This is a genomic window from Xenorhabdus aichiensis, from assembly GCF_028598775.1.
Taxonomy (GTDB): Bacteria; Pseudomonadota; Gammaproteobacteria; order Enterobacterales; family Enterobacteriaceae; genus Xenorhabdus; species Xenorhabdus bovienii.
Genome location: NZ_JAQRFO010000044.1, coordinates 16,969 through 35,193, shown reverse-complemented (window position 1 = coordinate 35,193; position 18,225 = coordinate 16,969). Strand labels below are relative to the sequence as shown.

The following is an 18,225-nucleotide window of genomic DNA, read 5'->3' as shown; positions in this document are numbered from 1 at the left end:
CCGACTGAGAAGGATTTATTTTGACGGTGAACGGTGTGCTGGTTAAACCTTCTTCAAGATTCATCCCATTACCATCGCTCGTTCCTGAATGATCTATGCCTTTATTTGTCAGTGTATAAGGCACATTAGGTATCGGTTCATTGGTGTAGTCTCTGACCAGTTTAATGTATAAATCACTTTTAAGTATTTTCTGGCAATCATGGCAATAAACCGAATTTTCATTATTCATCGATCTTTCTCCTGTTCTTTTTCTTGTTCCATCGCCAGCAGGTAATCCTGACTGGACACTTTTTCAATCCGCTGTCCGGCGTCGAGTTTTTGTCTTAACCATTGTTCAATCTGTGGTTCCAAACTGCCTTCTGGCTGATCCCATTGCTTCGCCATGCTGCCGTGGTTTTCCCATAAATCATTATAAAGTGAACTGGTTAACACTTTTAGGCCGTAAGGGGAGCGCAACCAGACCGCTTGCAGATGCTCACCCAGCGTAAACTGAATTTCAGGGTTTCCTTCTCCGCAATCTTTGGGGCGGCAAAACGGCATCGGCTGTGGTGTGTCGATCATCAGTTCTGTGACCGGCGACAGCATCAGTGACCAGTCGCCAGGCGTGAAGGCAGGTATCATCGCGCCAAAAACACGGGCATCCATAATGCGGAACAGCACCTGTTCGCCATTCATCATGACCAGTTGCCGGTGTTGCCAGTGGGTAAGCTGCTCCTGCCAAGGTATATGACTGCGGTATGCCCAGCCCCAACTGTTATCACTGAGTGCGTGCCGCTCCAGCATCTCCCCTACCTGGTATAGCTGGCTGCTTTTCGCCTGTACCAGCCACGGGCTTTGCTTCAGCATCTTGTGCATCGGCGTACCGCTGTAGAGCGGAAATGCCTGCTCAACCCAGTCGTTATGGTAAAACTGATCGACCGGATTGGGTTGCGCCAGCGAATTGAGGATAAAGAATACCGATGCATCATTGGATTTATTCAGCCATGCCTGCCAGCTTGTTGAGGTTTCTGTCATCATTTCTTCCGTCATTATGATTATTCCTTTTTGGCGGGTTTAATCACCGGACTGACATCCTGCTGTGCCAGTAACGGGCAGTATGGGTGAGCCGGGAATTCCACCATCGGCAACGGTGCTACACCTTCCGGTAATTGCAGTGCCAGCCCGCGCCCGCTGCCACCCGAACCCTGCCCGACATTAATCGGTGAACACAGAATGCCGCCCGGCGTGACTTTGAGAAACGTGCCACCCACTTTCAGCGTGATTTCAGATGCCGCTTCCAGCACCACTTTGCCGCCACTTTTCAGGTGAATTTCCTGTCCGCTGTCAATCACGGTGGCATCCCCGGTCTGGGTATGCTGGCTGCCGGCAATCCGGTGTGATACATCTCCTTCGGTGGTGATTTTGCGGGAGCCGGCGACCTGATGATGGTCATCGGCGCGGATATCGTGGTAGCGGTTACTGTCGATGCGGCTCTTCTGGTCGTGCTTGATATGCCAGTAAGCATCATTTTCGATATGGGCGGTAAAATCTTTCTGACCGTGGAAATAGATTTCTTCGCTGCCTTTCGCATCCTCAAAGCGCAGTTCGTTAAAACCTTTGCCCTTGTGGGTTTTGGTCTTGAAAGTCGTGCGGGTTTTCTGCGCCGGTAAATCCAGTGGCGGACGGTTCAGGCCGTTATAAACACACCCGGTGACGATGGGTCGGTCAATATCCCCGTTCAGATAAGAAATAATTACTTCCTGCCCGATACGGGGGATTGCCATAAAGCCAAAACCGTGACCATTCCAGCCCTGCGCCACCCGCACCCAGCACGATGCACTATCATCCGGTTCGTCATAGCGGTTCCAGTGAAAATGGATTTTGATAGCGCCATCCTTATTGACGAAAATTTCTTCCCCGTCGGGGCCGACCACGATGGCGGTTTCATCGCCATCCGCCAGCGGCTTATAGTGAAACGGCGGACGCCAGTCGGCAAGGCCGTCGATAAAACTGAAGGTGTTGCTGAGTGTGGTGCCTTCACCGCGATTGTCTCCCAGCGCCTGCGGGCAGCGCCCGTGGTGGTGGATGCTGATGATTTGCCAGCGGGCATTAAGCGGCGCATGGGGGTGACTTTTTATCTCGAAAATTTTACCCGGCATCAGTTTGATGCAGTTGCTGTTGCCGCTGCCGGTCTGTTTCTGGTTATCCAGCGCTTCCTGACGGTATTTTAAAAAGGGTTTGGCGGCGGCATCTTTTTGAAAGCGTCCATAACTTTCAAATACGGTATACGGTGTCTGGCTGCCAAAATCACGGAAGCCTTCGCTGCTTTGCATATGGGAGAGGTGATAGCGCGGGTTCTCCGGGTTGTAATCTTTATGCAGACTGCGTTGCGGACTCATACCAACGCCTAGCCGCACCTGATAAATCGTATCGACGCCGTATGCCGTTTCCGGCTGGGGCTGGTATTGCAATGGCAGACCCGCCGTCATTCCCAGATGGCTGTCACTGAAAAACGCCGTTTCATCTTCAAACCAGAAACTGCATCCCTCTTCCGCCGCCAACCGGCTGAAAAACGCATAATCCGATTCGCGTTTCTGGGTGACATATTCCCTGTCTTTCAGCCCCCTTGTGGGGCTTTTTTTTATCTGCCCTTCAACATTAATTCCCTTTAAAATCAAAGTGATAATTTTCATTAAGCAACTGTAGATGATCTGAAATTTTCCAAGTGTGGACACTCGCGTGGACACTTTAGTTATCTACAGTTGCTTCTGGCTACTAGATTTCTATACCTTCACTTAATGGATTCAATGTGATTGCTAACTGCAAATAATCGGGTGCCAAATGCGCATACGCCATCGTCTGTTGTATGTTGGCGTGCCCTAAGATTTGTTGCAGTGCGACAATGTTTCCACCTTTCATCACAAAGTGACTCGCAAATGTATGGCGCAGAACGTGAGTTGCCTGTCCTTCCGGTAAATCAGGTTTTATTGACCTCAATTTCACACGAAAACTTGCGTAATCAACGTCAAATAGCTCCCCTGATTTTTGTTTGATTTCCTTTTCTAATGTCTTGGAGATCGGGATTGTTCTTTGCTTACCATTCTTGGTTTTCAAAAATGTAACCCGACCGTTTTTTACTTGGGCACTTTTCAGGGTTTCGGCTTCCCCCCATCTGGCACCCGTGCTGAGACATAACAGTGCAATTTTCCTTTCATCCCCGGAAAGAACGGATAACAGCATGTTGATCTCTTCTTTTGTTAAAAAGGTCATTTCAGGTTGTTGCTCTTTTAGCGGAGGTAGTCCATTCAGAGGGTTGTCACCGCTAAAAACTTCGAGCTTTTGCAATGTTGTGATCATCCCTGATAGACGGTACATATCCCGGTTTATCGTTGATGCCTTGATACCGTCAGAGAGGCGATTACTTCGGTGTTCCAGTAAAGCATGTTTATTGAGACGGTTTATAGATGGATCATTGAGCAACTTGATTGTTTTTTCTAGTTGCCGTTTTTCTATCGTGCCGTTCTCCGCTGTTTGTCCGTGATACAACCACCATAATTTAAGTAAATCGCTCAGACTTTGTCTGTTAGATGATTTTCCCGGCTTTGGAGCATGAGCCAGTGTGTAACGCTCAAAAGCAACAGCTTCTGCTTTTTTATCAAATTTCCGTCTGATCCGACTTCCAGTTCGGCCAACAGGACGGATGTCCACCATATACCGACCATCATCGAGCTTCTTAATTGGCATGACGAAGCCCTCCGATGTAACAAAGTGATTGTGTTTCTATCCAGTCAAGAAAGTCCTCATGTAGTGTTAGCCAGTTTTCCGGCCTAAGTGGTGTGACATTTTGTGTTTTACACCATCAGGGGAGAGAGTCGGGCTAATTTGACCAGACTCAGGAGCAGTCTTATCGGTCATTAGCCACAATGCGTATTTTTCAAATTTAGGATGCATAGTGATCTTTGTGATTGTTTCCCAGCTAGGTTCTCTGTATCCAGCCTCTATCTTCTTTAGTGTACTGATTGATATACACATAACCTCACACAATTGTATTTGTGTGAGGTTTTCTGCTGATCGAATGGCTTTGATTTTTTCTGAAATCTCCATTGACAAGGTTCCTGTTCGTGTTCTAGTATCTAGCTCAACGTTCCTACTTGTGTTCCATTGAGTGCGTGAAACACTCAGAGTTAGCCCCTTAAGCAACTCTAAGCGTTTGAGTAAAGCAGGGTAACAAATGAGCCTAAAAAATACGAGGTTCCTAGATTTGACCGCTGTTTAAAGTATAGAAAAGAAGGTGAAAAATGTTAGAAGAAAATCCTGATGGTTACATGCAAGTTTACTACCCAGTAGATGCAGTTCCTTATCAGAAGTTTGCTGACTTAATCGGCAAAACTCATGGGGCTGTTAAGGGGATGGTTGATAAGGGTAAGTTACCAACTGTTTTTTGGCAGAACCCTGATGTAAAAGAAATCGATGGTATTCCTGCGAAAGTACGCGGTGAGAACTGGGTTTATATTCCTGAGTTCAACAGAGGAATGCGTGACGCATTTCTAAATCGCCCAAAAGAACAGCGTGACGCTTGGCTATTGTGGATTGGGTTGTAACGAGGTCAGAAAATGCAAAAACTTCTACCAACACCAGAGGAATTAAGTAAAGGACGAATCAAATTCGGTACGTTATTAGTTCGCCCTTTACGTAAAAGTGTTGTTTGTGCAATCCCACGCTATCAAGTTGAAGACGGCTCATATTGCTACGGTAAATTTGATTCTCGTGAACAGGCGTTAGGTTTTTGTGAACAATTATACGGGGGCAGAATAAATGGACGGATTAAAGAGGGTGCAGCATCAGTATAAAGTCACCAGTGCTGACTTTTGCAAAATTAAAGTAACCGGCACTAAAAAAGAAAACCCTTTGATGATGACTTTAGTTTCAATTGGTTTAGCGTCAACAATATTAACCCCGTTATTATCCATACTGTAAAGGTGATGCTATGGCTAATACTGAATATCATAGCGCAGTGGTATTAACACTGGATGAAAAAATAGACGGCATGTGTCATACAGCGCAGATAAAAGGTACTGTTTTTGTTTCAGTATCAAATAGCGATAAAGCTATTTCTGAATTTATAAAAAACATGCGTGACCGTACTAATAATCGAAAACGCAATAATAAAAAATTATTGCATGGGCTTTTTGATTTGGCCGGATTACCTGAATCAAGATATGAATCTCAATATGAGGATTTCACCTCAGATGAAAGACGTTCATTAAAAGAGGCTATGATTCAGCTTCAAGCGTTTATGTCATGGATGCCTAAAAATATCGCCATTTAATTAAAGCCCGAAAGATAAATTTTATGACGTTCATCGTCAGGACTTCTTATTACCTAAAAACAGGAAATAGAAAAATGGAAAATAAACATTTAATCAGTGGCTATGACCCTGCGGATGCTGAATCACGCGATGGCTCCGTGACTGTTTTTTCTTATGAGTATGTTCAGCAATTAATTAAAGACACGCGCAAGGCAGAAAGACAGCATTGCGCGGATTTATATGCCATCCGTTTGGTGAAGCTGTCCGCCCATGTTCTGGATAGCAAGATGGGCCCTTCTGCCAGCGCTGCACTTCTGCAAAGCGAATCGGAAAATATCGAACGTCAGGCGCAGGAGTGGAACCATGTCTAAAGCACTCGACCTCGCCATTCAGCACGTTGATGAAATGCTGGAACGCCGGATAGCCGCGCATGTCAACCGCCCTGTCGGAGTTTCTGCTTTTAAGTGTGAGAGCTGCGGAAATCCCATCCCCGAACAACGTCGAATGATTATTGCCGGTGTCACCTTCTGTACACCTTGCCAAGACGTTTTTGAACTGAAACAAAAACATTACCGGAGTGAGTGAGATGAGTTTTTTACGCCGTGTTTCTGTTACTGAACGGGAATTTAATATCATTAAAAATAATCGGTTTGTGAGCGTTGTTAATACGTTAGAAAAGGGACTGACTGAAAAACAGTTAAAGAAAGTAGCTCAATCTTATCTTTTCGATCATATCAATCTTGGATATCTTTTCGATGATGCCACTTTCCCAGCGACTATATTATTCGGTGATTTAATCCTGATTACGATGATGGGTGAAGAGGGTTTGATTGATAAATCCTCACCCCGGATAACGATACTGGTTGATGAAGTTTATCATTTTATCAACCGAATGAGCGCACCTAATGAAATCTGTATTAATTTTTATGAATATTCATTATTAGACTCTTCTTATTTTTGTTATGAGGATACTGACAATGGCAAATAAAACCATCCTCAAATGGGCAGGTTCAAAAGTCCGCATTATGGATAAGTTATTGCCGCATCTGCCAGCAGGTAAGCGACTGGTTGAACCGTTCGCAGGTTCCTGTGCTGTCATGATGAATACGGATTACGACGAGTATTTTCTTGCCGATATCAATGCGGATTTAATCAAACTATACCAAGTGATTCTGTGGGATGACGAACGTTTTATTCGCGATGCTAAAGAATACTTTGAAAGTAATAATCGTCAGGATATATATTATTCTCGCCGCGCCGATTTTAATGATAAGACAGTTTGGAAAGGTGAATATCGTAATTCCATTCTATTTTTATATTTAAACCGCCATTGCTATAACGGATTGTGCCGATATAACGCCTCCGGTGAATTTAATACTCCTTATGGGAAATATAAAAGCGTCTATTTCCCAGAAAATGAAATTCGCGCATTTCATAAAAAAGGGCGACAAGCGAGAGTCACCTGTCTGGAATGGCAGGATACATTAACGCTCGTTGAATACGGCGATGTTGTTTATTGTGATCCGCCGTATTTAACTAAAAACGGCGCATTTACCCAATATCACTCGTCTGCTTTTACCCCAGCCGATCATGAGCTATTAGCCGTTATTTTACACACACTGAATAACGAACTCGGCGTACCTGTCACCGTGTCTAATTCCATCGATGCCAAAGCGCTTTACGCTGACCTTGGTTTCACTGTCCATGAAATAGACGCCCCACGCACGATTGCCGCCAATGGCGACCGTCAGCCTGCAAAAGAAATTATTGCGGTGTTGGAGGCGCGGGCATGAGTGAGTTGCTGGAACACAACAGCGGGACACAATCCCCAACGCACGAACCTGCTATCGTGCTTGATCCCAAAAATGGGGTCTATATCACCGACACCCGCTTTGCTGTCGTGGCCCATGAGAAACAGGGCAAGCTGGCGCTGTTACAGGTCGGCACGTATAACCGCAGTTATTCACTGGTTGGCTGGCATGACAGCGACGTGTCGCTGGTTGCTGAACTGGTGAACCTGCATGTGTCGCATATCAGGCACCAGATGCGTTCAGTTGATGATTATCTTAATACGGTCGAGGTGATCACCCGTCGTTGTCAGACCGCGTTGAATCTGTTGAATCCTGATACGTATGGCGGCATTGTTGTATGAGCCGTCGCCTGATTAATTTTAATACCCTGCCCGACGCTGAACCCGCCAATGGGCATTATGCCTATTGGTGGAATGCCCCACGCCATCAGGCGATTGTTGGTTTTGAAAGACCGCTTACCCGTGAAAGGTTGATTCAGGGGCAAGCGATTTTAGCTGACATTGACGCATTGCCACGCATCCTGCGTTATCCCTTTAGAAAACGTTACGAAACCACACTTAAGGAACAGGGAGTTCGCAAGGCCCAGGATTTTCTTTATTTCGACTTCCATCAGAAATTCTGGCCGCGGATTGTCTCCGTGACCCGCCGCTTTGAAATGGATACCCAGACCACGCTGACCGCCACGGCCAGAATATCAGCCGAAATCAGCCAGTTTAACCGCCTGCCCGATCTCCATAACAAACAGTTAAAAATGCTGGCGACAAAAATCGCCGCCGGGTTTTTCAACCTGTTTGAACAGTATTGCGATCAGTGCATTGCCAATGAGAACGGCAATAAAGAGGCACTTTATCGGATGCGCAACCTGCACCCGATTTACGGTGAACTAGCCAAGATTGCCCGGGGTTTGCATGTCACTCCGGTTTATTATCAGCGTTACCGCAAAAGAATACTGAAAGCGGAAAACGTGGTTTCGGCCGTGTCGCGGCTGGTGAATGACGATTTTTGGTATCGCCAGCTCAAGGCACATCGTACCCGTTGGCGCGAAGCGCTCCTGATCGCCGCAATGGCGGTCAATAAAAACCGCTCCCCGTATGCCAGCCGTCAGGCCATACAGGATGTGAAGTCACAGCGCCTTTCCAATATGCAATACCTTCAGGCGATGGATATTGAGGACGTGGAGACCGGCGAGCGTTTTGATCTCGTTGAAAAGGTTATGCAAAGCATTTCCAATCCTGAAATTCGCCGGATGGAACTGATGGCGCAGATTGCCGGGATTGAACGGGTCGCCACTGCCCGGGGTGATATCGGCATGTTTATCACGATCACCACGCCGTCAAAATATCACCCTACCCGCCTGATGGGTAAAGACAAGATCGCAGTGCTCAATAGCAACTGGGCCGATGAAGCCTACACACCGAAAGACGGCCAGCGTTATCTGGTGTGCGTCTGGGCAAAAATCCGCACCGCGTTTAAGGATGCGGGTCTGAATGTTTATGGTGTCCGTGTGGTTGAGCCTCACCATGACGGGACGCCCCACTGGCATCTCCTGCTGTTTACCGATAAGGCCAGCCGGGCGGAAGCAGTCGACATCATGCGGAAAAAAGCCCTGCAAGAAGATGGCGATGAACGGGGCGCGAAAAAGTACCGCTTTGAATGCCGGCACATGAACCGGGGCGGCGCAGTGGGGTATATCGCGAAATACATCGCCAAGAATATCGACGGTTACGCTTTGGATGGCCTGATCGATAAGGAAACCGGTAAGCCGTTGAAAGATGCCGCCTCCGCCGTGACGGCGTGGGCGTCAACATGGCGTATCCCGCAATTTCATTTTTATAACCTGCCCTCTAAAGGGGCGTATCGCGAGTGCCGTCGCCTGCGCAGTATCAGTATTGCTGACCAGATGGGCGAGATTGCCGAACAGGTACGGGCAGCGGCTGATATCGGTGATTTTGAAAACTACATTCTGTCACAGGGTGGCCCCTGTACGCCCCGCGATCAGCAGACTGTCCGTGTCGCCCGTGAACTGGACGACAAGCTCAATCCCTATGATGAAACCATTTCCAAGGTCGTGGGGATTTACGCGCAACTCAATCCCGGCGCCGGCGTGGTGAAAACACGCGAGCGCGAATATCGCATTATCAAAAAACTCCAGAGTCACAATCCGGCGCCTGAGCCATCAGGCGAGGGTTTGAATCTTTTAAAGAGCGCCATCGGCGCGCCTCGGAGTCCTGTCAATAACTGTGGGTCGGGGTATTGGCAGGGAGTTGAAGAAGGCGCAATGCTCCCGCCTGATTTAACCGGAAAGGCATTATCGGATGTTCTCCAATGGGGATGGGCAACCGAGATTAACGCCGCTGAGAATGGCGCACAGCGCGAAGAAACCGGCGTTTCAGGGAAAAGGGTTATCTCCAGGATCACATTAACGCGAAAAGAAGAAGCGCTATTGCCTGATGTGATGAAGTTTACGGCGTCAATGGGTATGCCCATCAGCTCTGAATCGATGGCGATGATGTTTGTGAAAGGCATGAGTATCAGCTTTGACAGCCAGATGATGCGGTTTGCTGATGGCGAAGTCAGGCTGGTTGAAACGGAAGACGGGCGGGTGCAAAGACAACGCGAGTTTGACGCCCGCAAACAGGAACGCCGCGAAGCACTGCGGCAGCGGATTAATAACATGGGTGAAATGAGGAAAACGTGATGAACGGAAATATTTCAAATTTTGGCATCGTTATTCGAATTAACGGCAAAACGGGAATGATTCATATGTCCCCTTCAATGAAACGGCTGTTATCAGCCCTTTGCCTGAACAGTTTAAAAGAAGATGGCCCACTTAAGTTTATGCCGATGGAAGGACTTGAATTAATACCTGATGTAGAAACCTTTGGAGAACAGGAGAACCAGAAATGAATAACATCATCTTAAATTTAAATACCGAAATTGTTTACAACATTAACCGTAAATTTGTTTTAGATTTATTCGTCTGGCAGAAACGCTGGAAAGCCAATCAACATCACCGTAATCGCTTTTTGCATAAGTACAGACAGGCCGGGGCTGATTATTATTTCGTGCTGGAAGCTTTAAGTGATGCCTGTCGGACTGGTAGAAATAAGATTTTTATGTCTGATAAAGATTGGCTACGGAATTTTGTTTATAACGTTGCTCAGTATTTTCCTGAACAGCAAACGCACTTAACCGAAAATGCCGAAGATATCCGGTTACTGACGCTCAGTAATGGCGCTGAAATTTATTTTTTACATGGGGATAGTTCTGTTGCTGGTATATGCGGTGATGTGTATGTCTCTGAATGGGCCTTTTGGGATGACCCTATCAAACTGATACGTCTGGCATTGGGGCTTTCACTGCATGAACAATGGCATAGAACGTTTTATTCCTCCAGATGTTCAGGAGATAACGGTGAGGCAGCCTATAAGGAATTCTTTACTCGGAATTGCGTCAAAGGTGAATCGGCTTTTTTCGATACAGTCACATTGTTTGATGATGTTGAAAATCGCTTAGATGAGGAACGGAACCGTAACATGTGCTCACCGCAGGCTTTTGAAGAGCTGTTTTTGTGCCGCTTGCCGCATCCGCGTTGGTGATCAGGGAGAACAAACCCAATGGCTAAATCCCCCGCAGAACGTAAAGCCGCCCAGCGTCAACGCCAGAAAAGTTCTGGCGTTACCAAGATAGAACTGCTGATCGATAATCAAGAATTGGACATGTTGAAACAAAATTGTGAATTAAGACGGCCGGGACGCGAACCCTATAACGTGGTTGAATACCTCACGCTGCTGATTCGTAAAGACGATGCGGAATTACGTCAGACAATGGAAACACTGGCAGAGCAGCAATGTCAAAAATGTGGTGATGCACTTCCGGTGACAGAATGCTGCCTGTCTGGTGATTTAGCTTGTTGGGCTACGCTGGGTTGGCATGAGGTGAAGTTGTGATGGTGTGACATGTCACAAAATGATAATCTCATGATTTATGTGTAATATTATTTCATATGGAATATTTTATGAAAAAAATTATAGCCACTTCTATCTTGGCATTAACGCTATCTGGATGTGCTGGGCTTGAATTTGAGCCGCCTGCAAAAGGCAAGCCGTATGCTGTGTATACCTCAGACAATGAACCGAAGTATTTAGCAAGTTGTTTAGCAAATGAGTGGGGAACATATGATCCATTGATTCTGCATAGCTATAAACCTGAATACTGGGGTTACAGTGTAGATACAGTCCATTTTAAAGACGGTGAATCAGCTGATGTTTATAGAAAAAATGGTAAATCAGTGATTAATTTCTATGCGGCTAGCGATAGCAATAAAAAACGCCTGAAAGAGCGTATAAGCGCTATGGTAAAAGCCAATAAGTTCTGCGTAAATGCTGAGCTTGGTGAGGCACCAGCTAAAAGAGATGCAAATGGGAAAATAGTACTCTGGTAATTTATTAGCCACATTCAATAGATCAATCAGCTTTTAAGCGGATTGATCTTTCCTCTCATTGATAATGATATTTCGTTTACTTAACTGCATAAAAGTATTTATTTCCCGCACCAATCTGCAAAATTCAACAAAGATCTCACACCTCATCAAGCCCCAGTACTGGCGCGCTTCAAACGATCCCGTGCAGGTGCATAAAAAGCACTGCATTTAGTGAGCAGGCGTGGCGGGGTCATGACTGCGCGCGGTGGTGTTTGATGGCCGTGGCGACCTCAAATTTCATTATGCAATCATTACTGATGAAATTATATTTTATTCGGGCAAAAAAAGACCGCCATGCAGGCGGCCACTCAGACAAGGGGGGACGTTATTCTTCATCCTCCAATGAATAGCGCTCAAACCGGATCACCTCTTCCCCTATCCAGTCATTCAATTGCTTCATCTTGCTTTGCAGCGGCATCAGCTCATTGCGCACAAAGACCTTGGCCGCTTTCTCCACATCGCCAAAGCCGCCGGTATTCTGTGGGATAATCCCCATCATCTGCGGCGGCACGCGATGCGCGGCCAGCATATCGTCACGGCTGACATTCTTGATATTTAAAAACTCATCTTTGGCCGCCGCCTCGGAAAGCGGGATGGTCTGAATGCCGTCTTTCTTACCGCCGGGCGCATACAGAAACAGGTTGCGGAAGTTGCCGGGGCCTTTGCTGTTCTTTAACGCATCCCGGATATTGTTCACATCGGAAATATTTTGTGAGGCATCACTGATATACAGGATATAACCCGCATGGCTGCCGTTCAGGTAATACTTGCGCCGAAACAGCGTGGCCGATTCATTCAGCAGGGCTGAGGGCAACGCCGCCAGATATTCGGGCAAACCGTACAACTCCTGATTAATGTCAGGTTCAATCAGGTGAAACACGTGCCCCGTCTCGAACGCATACGGTTGGCTCTGATAGCCATAACGCACAAACCAGTAGGTGTCCAAATCTTCCCCGCGCCGGGTGAATTTGGCCGGGCAATGATGCAGGCTTAAAGGTTGGCCAAGGCGATTTTTGCGTAACTCCAGATAAGCATTGCCGAACAGCATAAAATCCAGCGCCCACGAATCGAACGCCTGCCGGCTCAGTAACCGATGGGAAACAAAGGTGCTGGTCAGAATATTGCGTTTCACATACACCGCGCTGCTGTGGTGCGGGGCTGCTCGGAACGACCGCGCCAGTCCGTTAAAACTGATCGGCGGCTCGTACCAGTTATCAACCAGGGCACATTCCAGATAATCAAACACCTCGCGCTTGTCCAGTACGGGGATCGGGTCGCCAAAGGTGAAGGCTTCCATTGACTGGGCAGGGGTTTTCACCGGCTGGCGTTTTTTACTTTTACGGCTCATTAGTAGACCTCGACGATGTTTCTGTGTTGGGGGGTGTCACCGGTGATCGGTTCGTTAAACAGGGCGTGCATGGTGGCCCAGGCCAGATCGGCATGGCTGGCCTCCTCACTACGGCTGGCTTCATAGGTCGGGCGGTTGCCGCTGGCGGTGGTCGAACGGCGGATAGCCATAAAACTCTGGGCGATGTCCGTCTGTCCGGCGTCAAACTCCAGCCGGCGATGGTTGATGATGTCCCACGCCTTCAGCACCAGGGCGTTTTTGACCGACGGGTTATAGACAAACTCCCGTGCTGCCGGGAAAAACTCTTTGACGTTCTGGTAAACTCCATGCCCGACGCCGGTCGAGTCAATGCCGATATACTCCACATTATACTGTTCGGTCAGACGCTGGATGGCGTCCGACTGGGCGCGAAAGTCCATCCCGCGCCACTGGTGCCGCTCCAGAATGCGGAACTTACCGCCCGGCACCCGCGGCGGTGCGATCACCACACAACCGGCGCTGTCCCCCTTTTCGCCGCCCTTGGCCGGGTCATAACCGATCCAGACGGGGTTGTAACCATACGGGCGCAGCATCAGGGGCTGGACGTCATTCCAGATTTCCCAGCTATCGACCATGCAGCCCTGCATCAGGGGCAGTGAGAAAATGGATTCGATATCGTCCATAAACTCACACATCAGCAGGTTCTGGTACTCGTCGGGGCTGTATTCCAGCCGTAACTGGTCAAGGTCAAACAGGGTACAACCGCCCCTGACGGCATCTTCAATCGTGACAATCTGCCGCCACTGGCCGTCGGCACACCGCAGGCCGCCGCCCAAAACGTCATGGCTGACATCAATGTCAATGCGATCTGCCTTGGCGCGTCCCCGGTTAATCAGTTTGCCCGACCAGTACGGATAGGCGCTGTGGGTCAGGCTGGACGGGGTGGAAAAATAGGTCTGGCGCCAGTGTTTGTGTATCGCCATCCCGGAGGCCACCTTGCGCAGATCCTGAAAGCGCGGTATCCAGAAATATTCATCCAGATAGAGGTTGCCGTGATAGCTTTGCGCGGTGCGGGCATTGGTGCCGAGAAAATACAGTATCGCCCCATTGCTCAGGGTGATCGGATCGCCTTTCAGTTCGACATCCACTTCCCGCGCCATTTCAAGGATGTACTGCTTGAAGACATGCGCCTGTGCCTTACTGGCTGACAGAAAAACCTGATTACGCCCGGTCGTTAAGGCATCCATAAACGCTTCACGGGCAAAAAAGTAGGTCGCGCCGATTTGGCGGGATTTCAGGATATTGCGGATACGGTGTTTATGTCCCTCGTCATACCAGACTTTCTGATAACCGAACATGTTTGCCTGAAAAAGCGTTTCCAGCTTTTCGATCTGTTCGTCGCTAAAGACGTTCTTTTCCGGTGCCTTACGTTCGCCCTTGTTACGGTTGGCCACCTTCGGGTTCAGGTCGGCTTCATTGCCGCCGTGACTGTACTTGTTAATCCGCGCCTGCCGCTCTAACTGGCGGTACAGCAGGTCGATTTCCTTAAAGTCCCTGCCCTCTTTCTGCTCCTTGGCGATCAGTTTACACAGCCGTACCTCCAGGGACAGTTCGACCCGCTCAAACGGGGTCACGTCATCCCATTTGTCGCGGCGTTTCCAGCTATGGATAGTGGCCGATTTCTCATTGAGCATTTCCGCAATACGCGCGACCCGATACCCGTTGAAATACAGGTGCATCGCGTGTTTTCGGGGATCCAAGTCGTTTATCGTTTTCATGCCGCCAGACTACAGACCCGTTCGCGATTTCTCCGTGCCTGCCCTTTGTGCCAGCCCCGGCACAACCACATTTTATTGTTTCCCCGGCGCGACGACACAAACTAAGAGGCCATGACTGACCCATATAACCGGGGCTTACAATGCCGAAGAAATCCAAACCGTTTCGTATCTGTGTGGAAGGCGCCACCACCGACGGGCGCAAAATCCAGCGTGACTGGCTGACTCAGATTGCGGATAGCTACAACCCGACCACCTATGGCGCCCGCATCAACCAGGAGCATTACAATTATTCATGGAGTCCGCGCTTCGGGGATGTGGAATCCGTCTACACCGAAGAAATCAAGGACGGCGCACTGGCCGGCAAGCTGGGGCTGTACGGGATCCTCTCCCCGACAGAAGAACTGATTGAGCTGAACCGCAAGCGCCAGAAAGTCTACACCTCAGCCGAGATCAACCTGGATTTTGCTGACTCCGGCGCCGCGTATCTGGTGGGACTGGCCGTCACTGACAGCCCGGCCAGCCTCGGCACCGAGATGTTAAAGTTCAGTGCCGGCGCGGCCATCAATCCGCTCAATGGCCGCAAGCAGCACGCTGACAACCTGTTTACCGCCGCCGAAGAGACAGTACTCGAATTTATTGATTTACCCGAAGAAAGTGACAAGCCCTCACTCTTTTCCCGTGTCCAGACGTTCTTCCAGAAAAAACAGCAATCTGACGATGCCCGCTTTAACGATGTCTATCAGGCGGTTGAACTGTGCGCCAAAGAGCAGCAGGCCACGGCGGACACCGTGAGCGCATTTTCTCAACAAATCAGCGAAGTGGCTGACCTCAAACAGAAACAGACCGCACTTGAAACCCGGTTGAATGACTTAACCACGCAATTAAGTCAGCAAGACAGCAAACCAAACCAGCGCCCTGTTTCACTGGGATCGCAGAACGCCGACACCCCGGCCAGTGAACACCTGACCAACTGCTAAAGGAACCCAGCCCCATGAAGAACCAAACCCGATTTAAATTTAATGCATACATGACGCGACTGGGCGAAATCCACGGCGTTGAGGCCAGCGCCTTTAGCGGCAAGGTGCAGATCGAACCGTCCGTGGCGCAGACACTGGAAGACGAGATCCAGCAAAGCGCCGACTTCCTGCAAAAGGTCAATGTGCTTCCGGTTAGCGAGCAATCCGGCCAGGCGATTGGCTTAGGCGTCGGCTCCACCATTGCCGGCACCACCGACACCGACAGCCAAGACCGTGAAACCACCGATCCGACCCGCCTGACGGCGATTGAATACAAGTGCGAGCAAACGAACTTTGATACCAGTCTCAGTTACGCCAAGCTCGATTTGTGGGCGAAGTTTCAGGATTTCCAGTTACGTATCCGTAACGCCATCATTCGCCGCCAGGCGCTTGACCGCATCATGATCGGCTGGAACGGCATCAGGCGCGAAAAAAGCTCCAACCGCACGAAATACCCGATGTTGGAAGATGTGAATATCGGCTGGCTGGAAAAAATCCGCCGGGATGCGCCCACCCATGTCATGAGCAGCATCATTGACGAAAACGGCAAAGTGATTGCCACGGTGATCCGTGTCGGTGAGGGCGGTGATTTCAATAACCTGGACGCGCTGGTGATGGATACAGTCAACAACGCCATTGACCCCGAATATCAGGATGATACCGAACTGGTGGTGATTTGTGGCCGTGAACTGCTGGCCGACAAATACTTCCCGCTGGTCAACCAATCCCAGCCTAACAGCGAAAAAATGGCCGCAGACGTGATTATCAGCCAGAAACGCATCGGCAACCTGCCGGCGATACGGGTGCCGTACTTCCCGCCCAAGGCGCTGTTGATCTCCCGGCTGGATAACCTGTCTGTCTACTATCAGGAAGGCACCCGCCGCCGCTCGGTGCTGGATAACCCCAAACGTGACCGCATTGAAAACTACGAATCGGTCAATGAAGCGTATGTGGTTGAAGATTATCGCGGGGTGGCTCTGATTGAAAATATCGAGATGCTGCCGGCGAAAAGCCAGACCGCACAGCGGCAGACGGTCAGTGCCGTGATTGAAAAAGACCGGGTCAACGACAATGAAAAAGACCCTGTCAAAGACAACCAGGATCAGTAATGACCAGCCCGTGGCAACGTCACCGGATGCGTGAGCAGGCCAGGGAAGCCGCCCAACTGAACGGCCCCGCCCTGCAAAACAATGGCGGCTATAACCAGATGCTGCTGATGCTGGGGCAACACCGCCAACAGTTAAAGCGCATTCAGTCGATGGAGAGTAAGGCCGCGTTAAAGCGCAAATTACTGCCCCATTATGCCCCGTGGGTGACGGGGGTGTTACAGGCCGGTAATGGCGTCCAGGACGATGTGCTGATGTATGTCATGCTGTGGCGCATTGATGCCGGGGAGTATGACGGCGCATTGGATATTGCTAGCTATGCCCTGCAATACCATCTCACCATGCCACAGGGGCATAATCGCACCACGGGCTGCGCCGTGGCGGAAGAAATTGCCGATGCCGCCCAACGCAGCTATACCGCCAGGTCACCCTTGCCTCTTGCCACACTGGAGCGGGCAATCCATCTGACCCACGAGCAGGATATGCCCGATGAAGTGCGGGCAGAACTGTACAAATGGCTCGGCTACAGCCAGCGGGATAATGACCGGCCACAACCGGCTTATTGCTCCCTGAGCCGGGCGCTCGAACTGAACCACCGTGTGGGTGTGAAAAAAGATTTGGAGCAGCTCGCCAGAGTGATCCGCAATCAGAACCCCCACACTTAACGAACATGCCAACGCGCTAGGGCGGCACGGGGTGGCGACAGTCTCAAAACCCCGTCCACCGCCCACCTAACTTAAGGTGACCGTATGGATTTTATTGCCCCCGAACCCGCCAAAGATGCCGCTCTGACTATCAGCAGCGATCCGTTTTATCCGGCCATCAAAATGGGGCGTTACCGGGACGACATGCGCACCGACGGTACGGTAACAACACCCCGCTTAAAGCAGGCCATCGCCAATGCGATTGTTGAGGTTAACCGCGAGCTGACCCCCTGGCGGCGGCTGAATATCGCCAGGGGGTATGCCACGTTAGCCGCCATTCCGGCCGGTCTTATCGATCAGGAAAGCGAGCTGGTTTATCTCTATCACCGCGCCGTCTTCTGCCTGACCAAAGCCAGCCTGACCGAACGCTACCGCGATATCGACACCACTCAACCCGGCACGAAAAAGGCTGAGTCGATGGAAACCACCATTGACGACCTGTGGCGCGATGCGCAATGGGCGCTGCGCCGGATACAGGGGCAGGATCATGTGATGGTGGAGCTGATTTGATGCGGGTACGCGCACAACAATATGACACCGTGGACGCCCTTTGCTGGCGCCACTATGGACGCACACAGGGCGTCACTGAGCGGGTACTTGATGCCAATCCCGGTCTGGCCGATTGGGGGGCTATCCTGCCCCACGGCACTGAGATTGAACTGCCGGACATCGCCCCCGCTCCCGTGACACCGATGATTCAATTATGGGATTAG

25 protein-coding genes are annotated in these 18,225 nt (G+C 49.6%); 18 read left to right on the top strand and 7 right to left on the bottom strand.

Annotated features, from left to right (window positions below; translation table 11 throughout):
* From PSI22_RS16760 to PSI22_RS16740, 5 genes are all read right to left on the bottom strand, one after another.
* On the bottom strand, positions 1-229 hold a 229-nt coding region (locus PSI22_RS16760; protein WP_370689040.1), incomplete at its 3' end, for a hypothetical protein.
* A complete protein-coding gene (locus tag PSI22_RS16755) occupies positions 226-1,029 on the bottom strand; it encodes a DUF4123 domain-containing protein (RefSeq protein ID WP_273580737.1) in 804 nt (267 codons plus the stop codon). The genes PSI22_RS16755 and PSI22_RS16760, both read right to left, overlap by 4 nt.
* A 5-nt stretch (positions 1,030-1,034) precedes the next feature.
* Positions 1,035-2,672 carry a type VI secretion system tip protein TssI/VgrG gene (gene tssI / locus PSI22_RS16750; RefSeq protein ID WP_273580736.1) on the bottom strand — a complete coding sequence of 546 codons (1,638 nt, stop codon included), beginning with the start codon at positions 2,670-2,672 and terminating at the stop codon, positions 1,035-1,037.
* 82 nt (positions 2,673-2,754) lie between these two features.
* Positions 2,755-3,723, bottom strand: coding sequence for a phage integrase (locus PSI22_RS16745; protein ID WP_273580735.1), 969 nt, complete (start codon positions 3,721-3,723; stop codon positions 2,755-2,757).
* Positions 3,724-3,789: 66 nt separating this feature from the next.
* The gene (locus tag PSI22_RS16740; RefSeq protein ID WP_038204235.1) at positions 3,790-4,083 is read right to left on the bottom strand and encodes a helix-turn-helix domain-containing protein; all 294 of its coding nucleotides are present in this window, start codon (positions 4,081-4,083) and stop codon (positions 3,790-3,792) included.
* 194 nt (positions 4,084-4,277) lie between these two features.
* On the opposite strand from PSI22_RS16740, the gene PSI22_RS16735 reads away from it, so the two are divergent.
* The 13 genes from PSI22_RS16735 (at position 4,278) to PSI22_RS16675 (ending at position 11,542) form a co-directional block, all read left to right on the top strand.
* Entirely contained in the window at positions 4,278-4,580 is a 303-nt protein-coding gene (locus PSI22_RS16735) for a Cox family DNA-binding protein (protein ID WP_273580734.1), read from the top strand.
* Between the two features lie 12 nt (positions 4,581-4,592).
* Positions 4,593-4,829, top strand: coding sequence for a hypothetical protein (locus PSI22_RS16730; protein WP_273580733.1), 237 nt, complete (start codon positions 4,593-4,595; stop codon positions 4,827-4,829).
* Between the two features lie 137 nt (positions 4,830-4,966).
* Complete coding sequence (locus PSI22_RS16725) at positions 4,967-5,308, top strand: DUF5347 family protein (RefSeq protein ID WP_273580732.1); 342 nt, start codon at positions 4,967-4,969, stop codon at positions 5,306-5,308.
* Between the two features lie 74 nt (positions 5,309-5,382).
* Positions 5,383-5,658, top strand: a complete 276-nt coding sequence (locus tag PSI22_RS16720; RefSeq protein WP_273580731.1) for a DUF2732 family protein — start codon at positions 5,383-5,385, stop codon at positions 5,656-5,658.
* A complete protein-coding gene (locus PSI22_RS16715) occupies positions 5,651-5,872 on the top strand; it encodes a TraR/DksA family transcriptional regulator (protein ID WP_038188510.1) in 222 nt (73 codons plus the stop codon). The genes PSI22_RS16720 and PSI22_RS16715 overlap by 8 nt, the downstream gene beginning before the upstream one ends.
* A 1-nt stretch (position 5,873) precedes the next feature.
* On the top strand, positions 5,874-6,275 hold the full coding sequence (locus PSI22_RS16710; protein WP_273580730.1) for a hypothetical protein: 402 nt from the start codon (positions 5,874-5,876) through the stop codon (positions 6,273-6,275).
* A complete protein-coding gene (locus PSI22_RS16705; RefSeq protein WP_273580729.1) occupies positions 6,265-7,080 on the top strand; it encodes a Dam family site-specific DNA-(adenine-N6)-methyltransferase in 816 nt (271 codons plus the stop codon). Before PSI22_RS16710 ends, PSI22_RS16705 begins: the two co-directional genes overlap by 11 nt.
* Positions 7,077-7,439 (top strand): DUF5405 family protein, encoded by a 363-nt coding sequence (locus PSI22_RS16700; RefSeq protein WP_273580728.1) that lies wholly within the window; start codon positions 7,077-7,079, stop codon positions 7,437-7,439. The genes PSI22_RS16705 and PSI22_RS16700 overlap by 4 nt, the downstream gene beginning before the upstream one ends.
* Complete coding sequence (locus PSI22_RS16695; RefSeq protein ID WP_273580727.1) at positions 7,436-9,796, top strand: replication endonuclease; 2,361 nt, start codon at positions 7,436-7,438, stop codon at positions 9,794-9,796. Before PSI22_RS16700 ends, PSI22_RS16695 begins: the two co-directional genes overlap by 4 nt.
* Positions 9,796-10,005 carry a hypothetical protein gene (locus PSI22_RS16690; RefSeq protein WP_038248669.1) on the top strand — a complete coding sequence of 70 codons (210 nt, stop codon included), beginning with the start codon at positions 9,796-9,798 and terminating at the stop codon, positions 10,003-10,005. Before PSI22_RS16695 ends, PSI22_RS16690 begins: the two co-directional genes overlap by 1 nt.
* The gene (locus PSI22_RS16685) at positions 10,002-10,697 is read left to right on the top strand and encodes a terminase large subunit domain-containing protein (RefSeq protein WP_273580726.1); all 696 of its coding nucleotides are present in this window, start codon (positions 10,002-10,004) and stop codon (positions 10,695-10,697) included. Before PSI22_RS16690 ends, PSI22_RS16685 begins: the two co-directional genes overlap by 4 nt.
* Positions 10,698-10,715: 18 nt before the next feature.
* Positions 10,716-11,048 (top strand): hypothetical protein, encoded by a 333-nt coding sequence (locus tag PSI22_RS16680; protein WP_273580725.1) that lies wholly within the window; start codon positions 10,716-10,718, stop codon positions 11,046-11,048.
* Positions 11,049-11,116: 68 nt separating this feature from the next.
* A complete protein-coding gene (locus PSI22_RS16675; RefSeq protein WP_273580724.1) occupies positions 11,117-11,542 on the top strand; it encodes a hypothetical protein in 426 nt (141 codons plus the stop codon).
* A 364-nt stretch (positions 11,543-11,906) separates the two neighbouring features.
* On the opposite strand, the gene PSI22_RS16670 is transcribed toward PSI22_RS16675, so the two are convergent.
* Positions 11,907-12,929 (bottom strand): phage portal protein, encoded by a 1,023-nt coding sequence (locus PSI22_RS16670; protein WP_273580723.1) that lies wholly within the window; start codon positions 12,927-12,929, stop codon positions 11,907-11,909.
* Positions 12,929-14,686 carry a terminase ATPase subunit family protein gene (locus tag PSI22_RS16665; RefSeq protein ID WP_273580722.1) on the bottom strand — a complete coding sequence of 586 codons (1,758 nt, stop codon included), beginning with the start codon at positions 14,684-14,686 and terminating at the stop codon, positions 12,929-12,931. The genes PSI22_RS16670 and PSI22_RS16665 overlap by 1 nt, the downstream gene beginning before the upstream one ends.
* 140 nt (positions 14,687-14,826) lie before the next feature.
* Between PSI22_RS16665 and PSI22_RS16660 the strand changes: the two genes are divergently transcribed.
* From PSI22_RS16660 to PSI22_RS16640, 5 genes are all read left to right on the top strand, one after another.
* Entirely contained in the window at positions 14,827-15,663 is an 837-nt protein-coding gene (locus PSI22_RS16660) for a GPO family capsid scaffolding protein (protein WP_273580721.1), read from the top strand.
* Between the two features lie 14 nt (positions 15,664-15,677).
* Positions 15,678-16,811 (top strand): phage major capsid protein, P2 family, encoded by a 1,134-nt coding sequence (locus PSI22_RS16655; RefSeq protein ID WP_273580720.1) that lies wholly within the window; start codon positions 15,678-15,680, stop codon positions 16,809-16,811.
* Positions 16,811-17,473 carry a phage terminase small subunit gene (gpM, locus tag PSI22_RS16650; protein WP_273580719.1) on the top strand — a complete coding sequence of 221 codons (663 nt, stop codon included), beginning with the start codon at positions 16,811-16,813 and terminating at the stop codon, positions 17,471-17,473. The genes PSI22_RS16655 and gpM overlap by 1 nt, the downstream gene beginning before the upstream one ends.
* An 84-nt stretch (positions 17,474-17,557) precedes the next feature.
* A complete protein-coding gene (locus PSI22_RS16645) occupies positions 17,558-18,022 on the top strand; it encodes a head completion/stabilization protein (protein ID WP_273580718.1) in 465 nt (154 codons plus the stop codon).
* Positions 18,022-18,225: a tail protein X gene (locus tag PSI22_RS16640; protein ID WP_038248650.1), complete on the top strand. Its 204-nt coding sequence runs from the start codon at positions 18,022-18,024 to the stop codon at positions 18,223-18,225. The genes PSI22_RS16645 and PSI22_RS16640 overlap by 1 nt, the downstream gene beginning before the upstream one ends.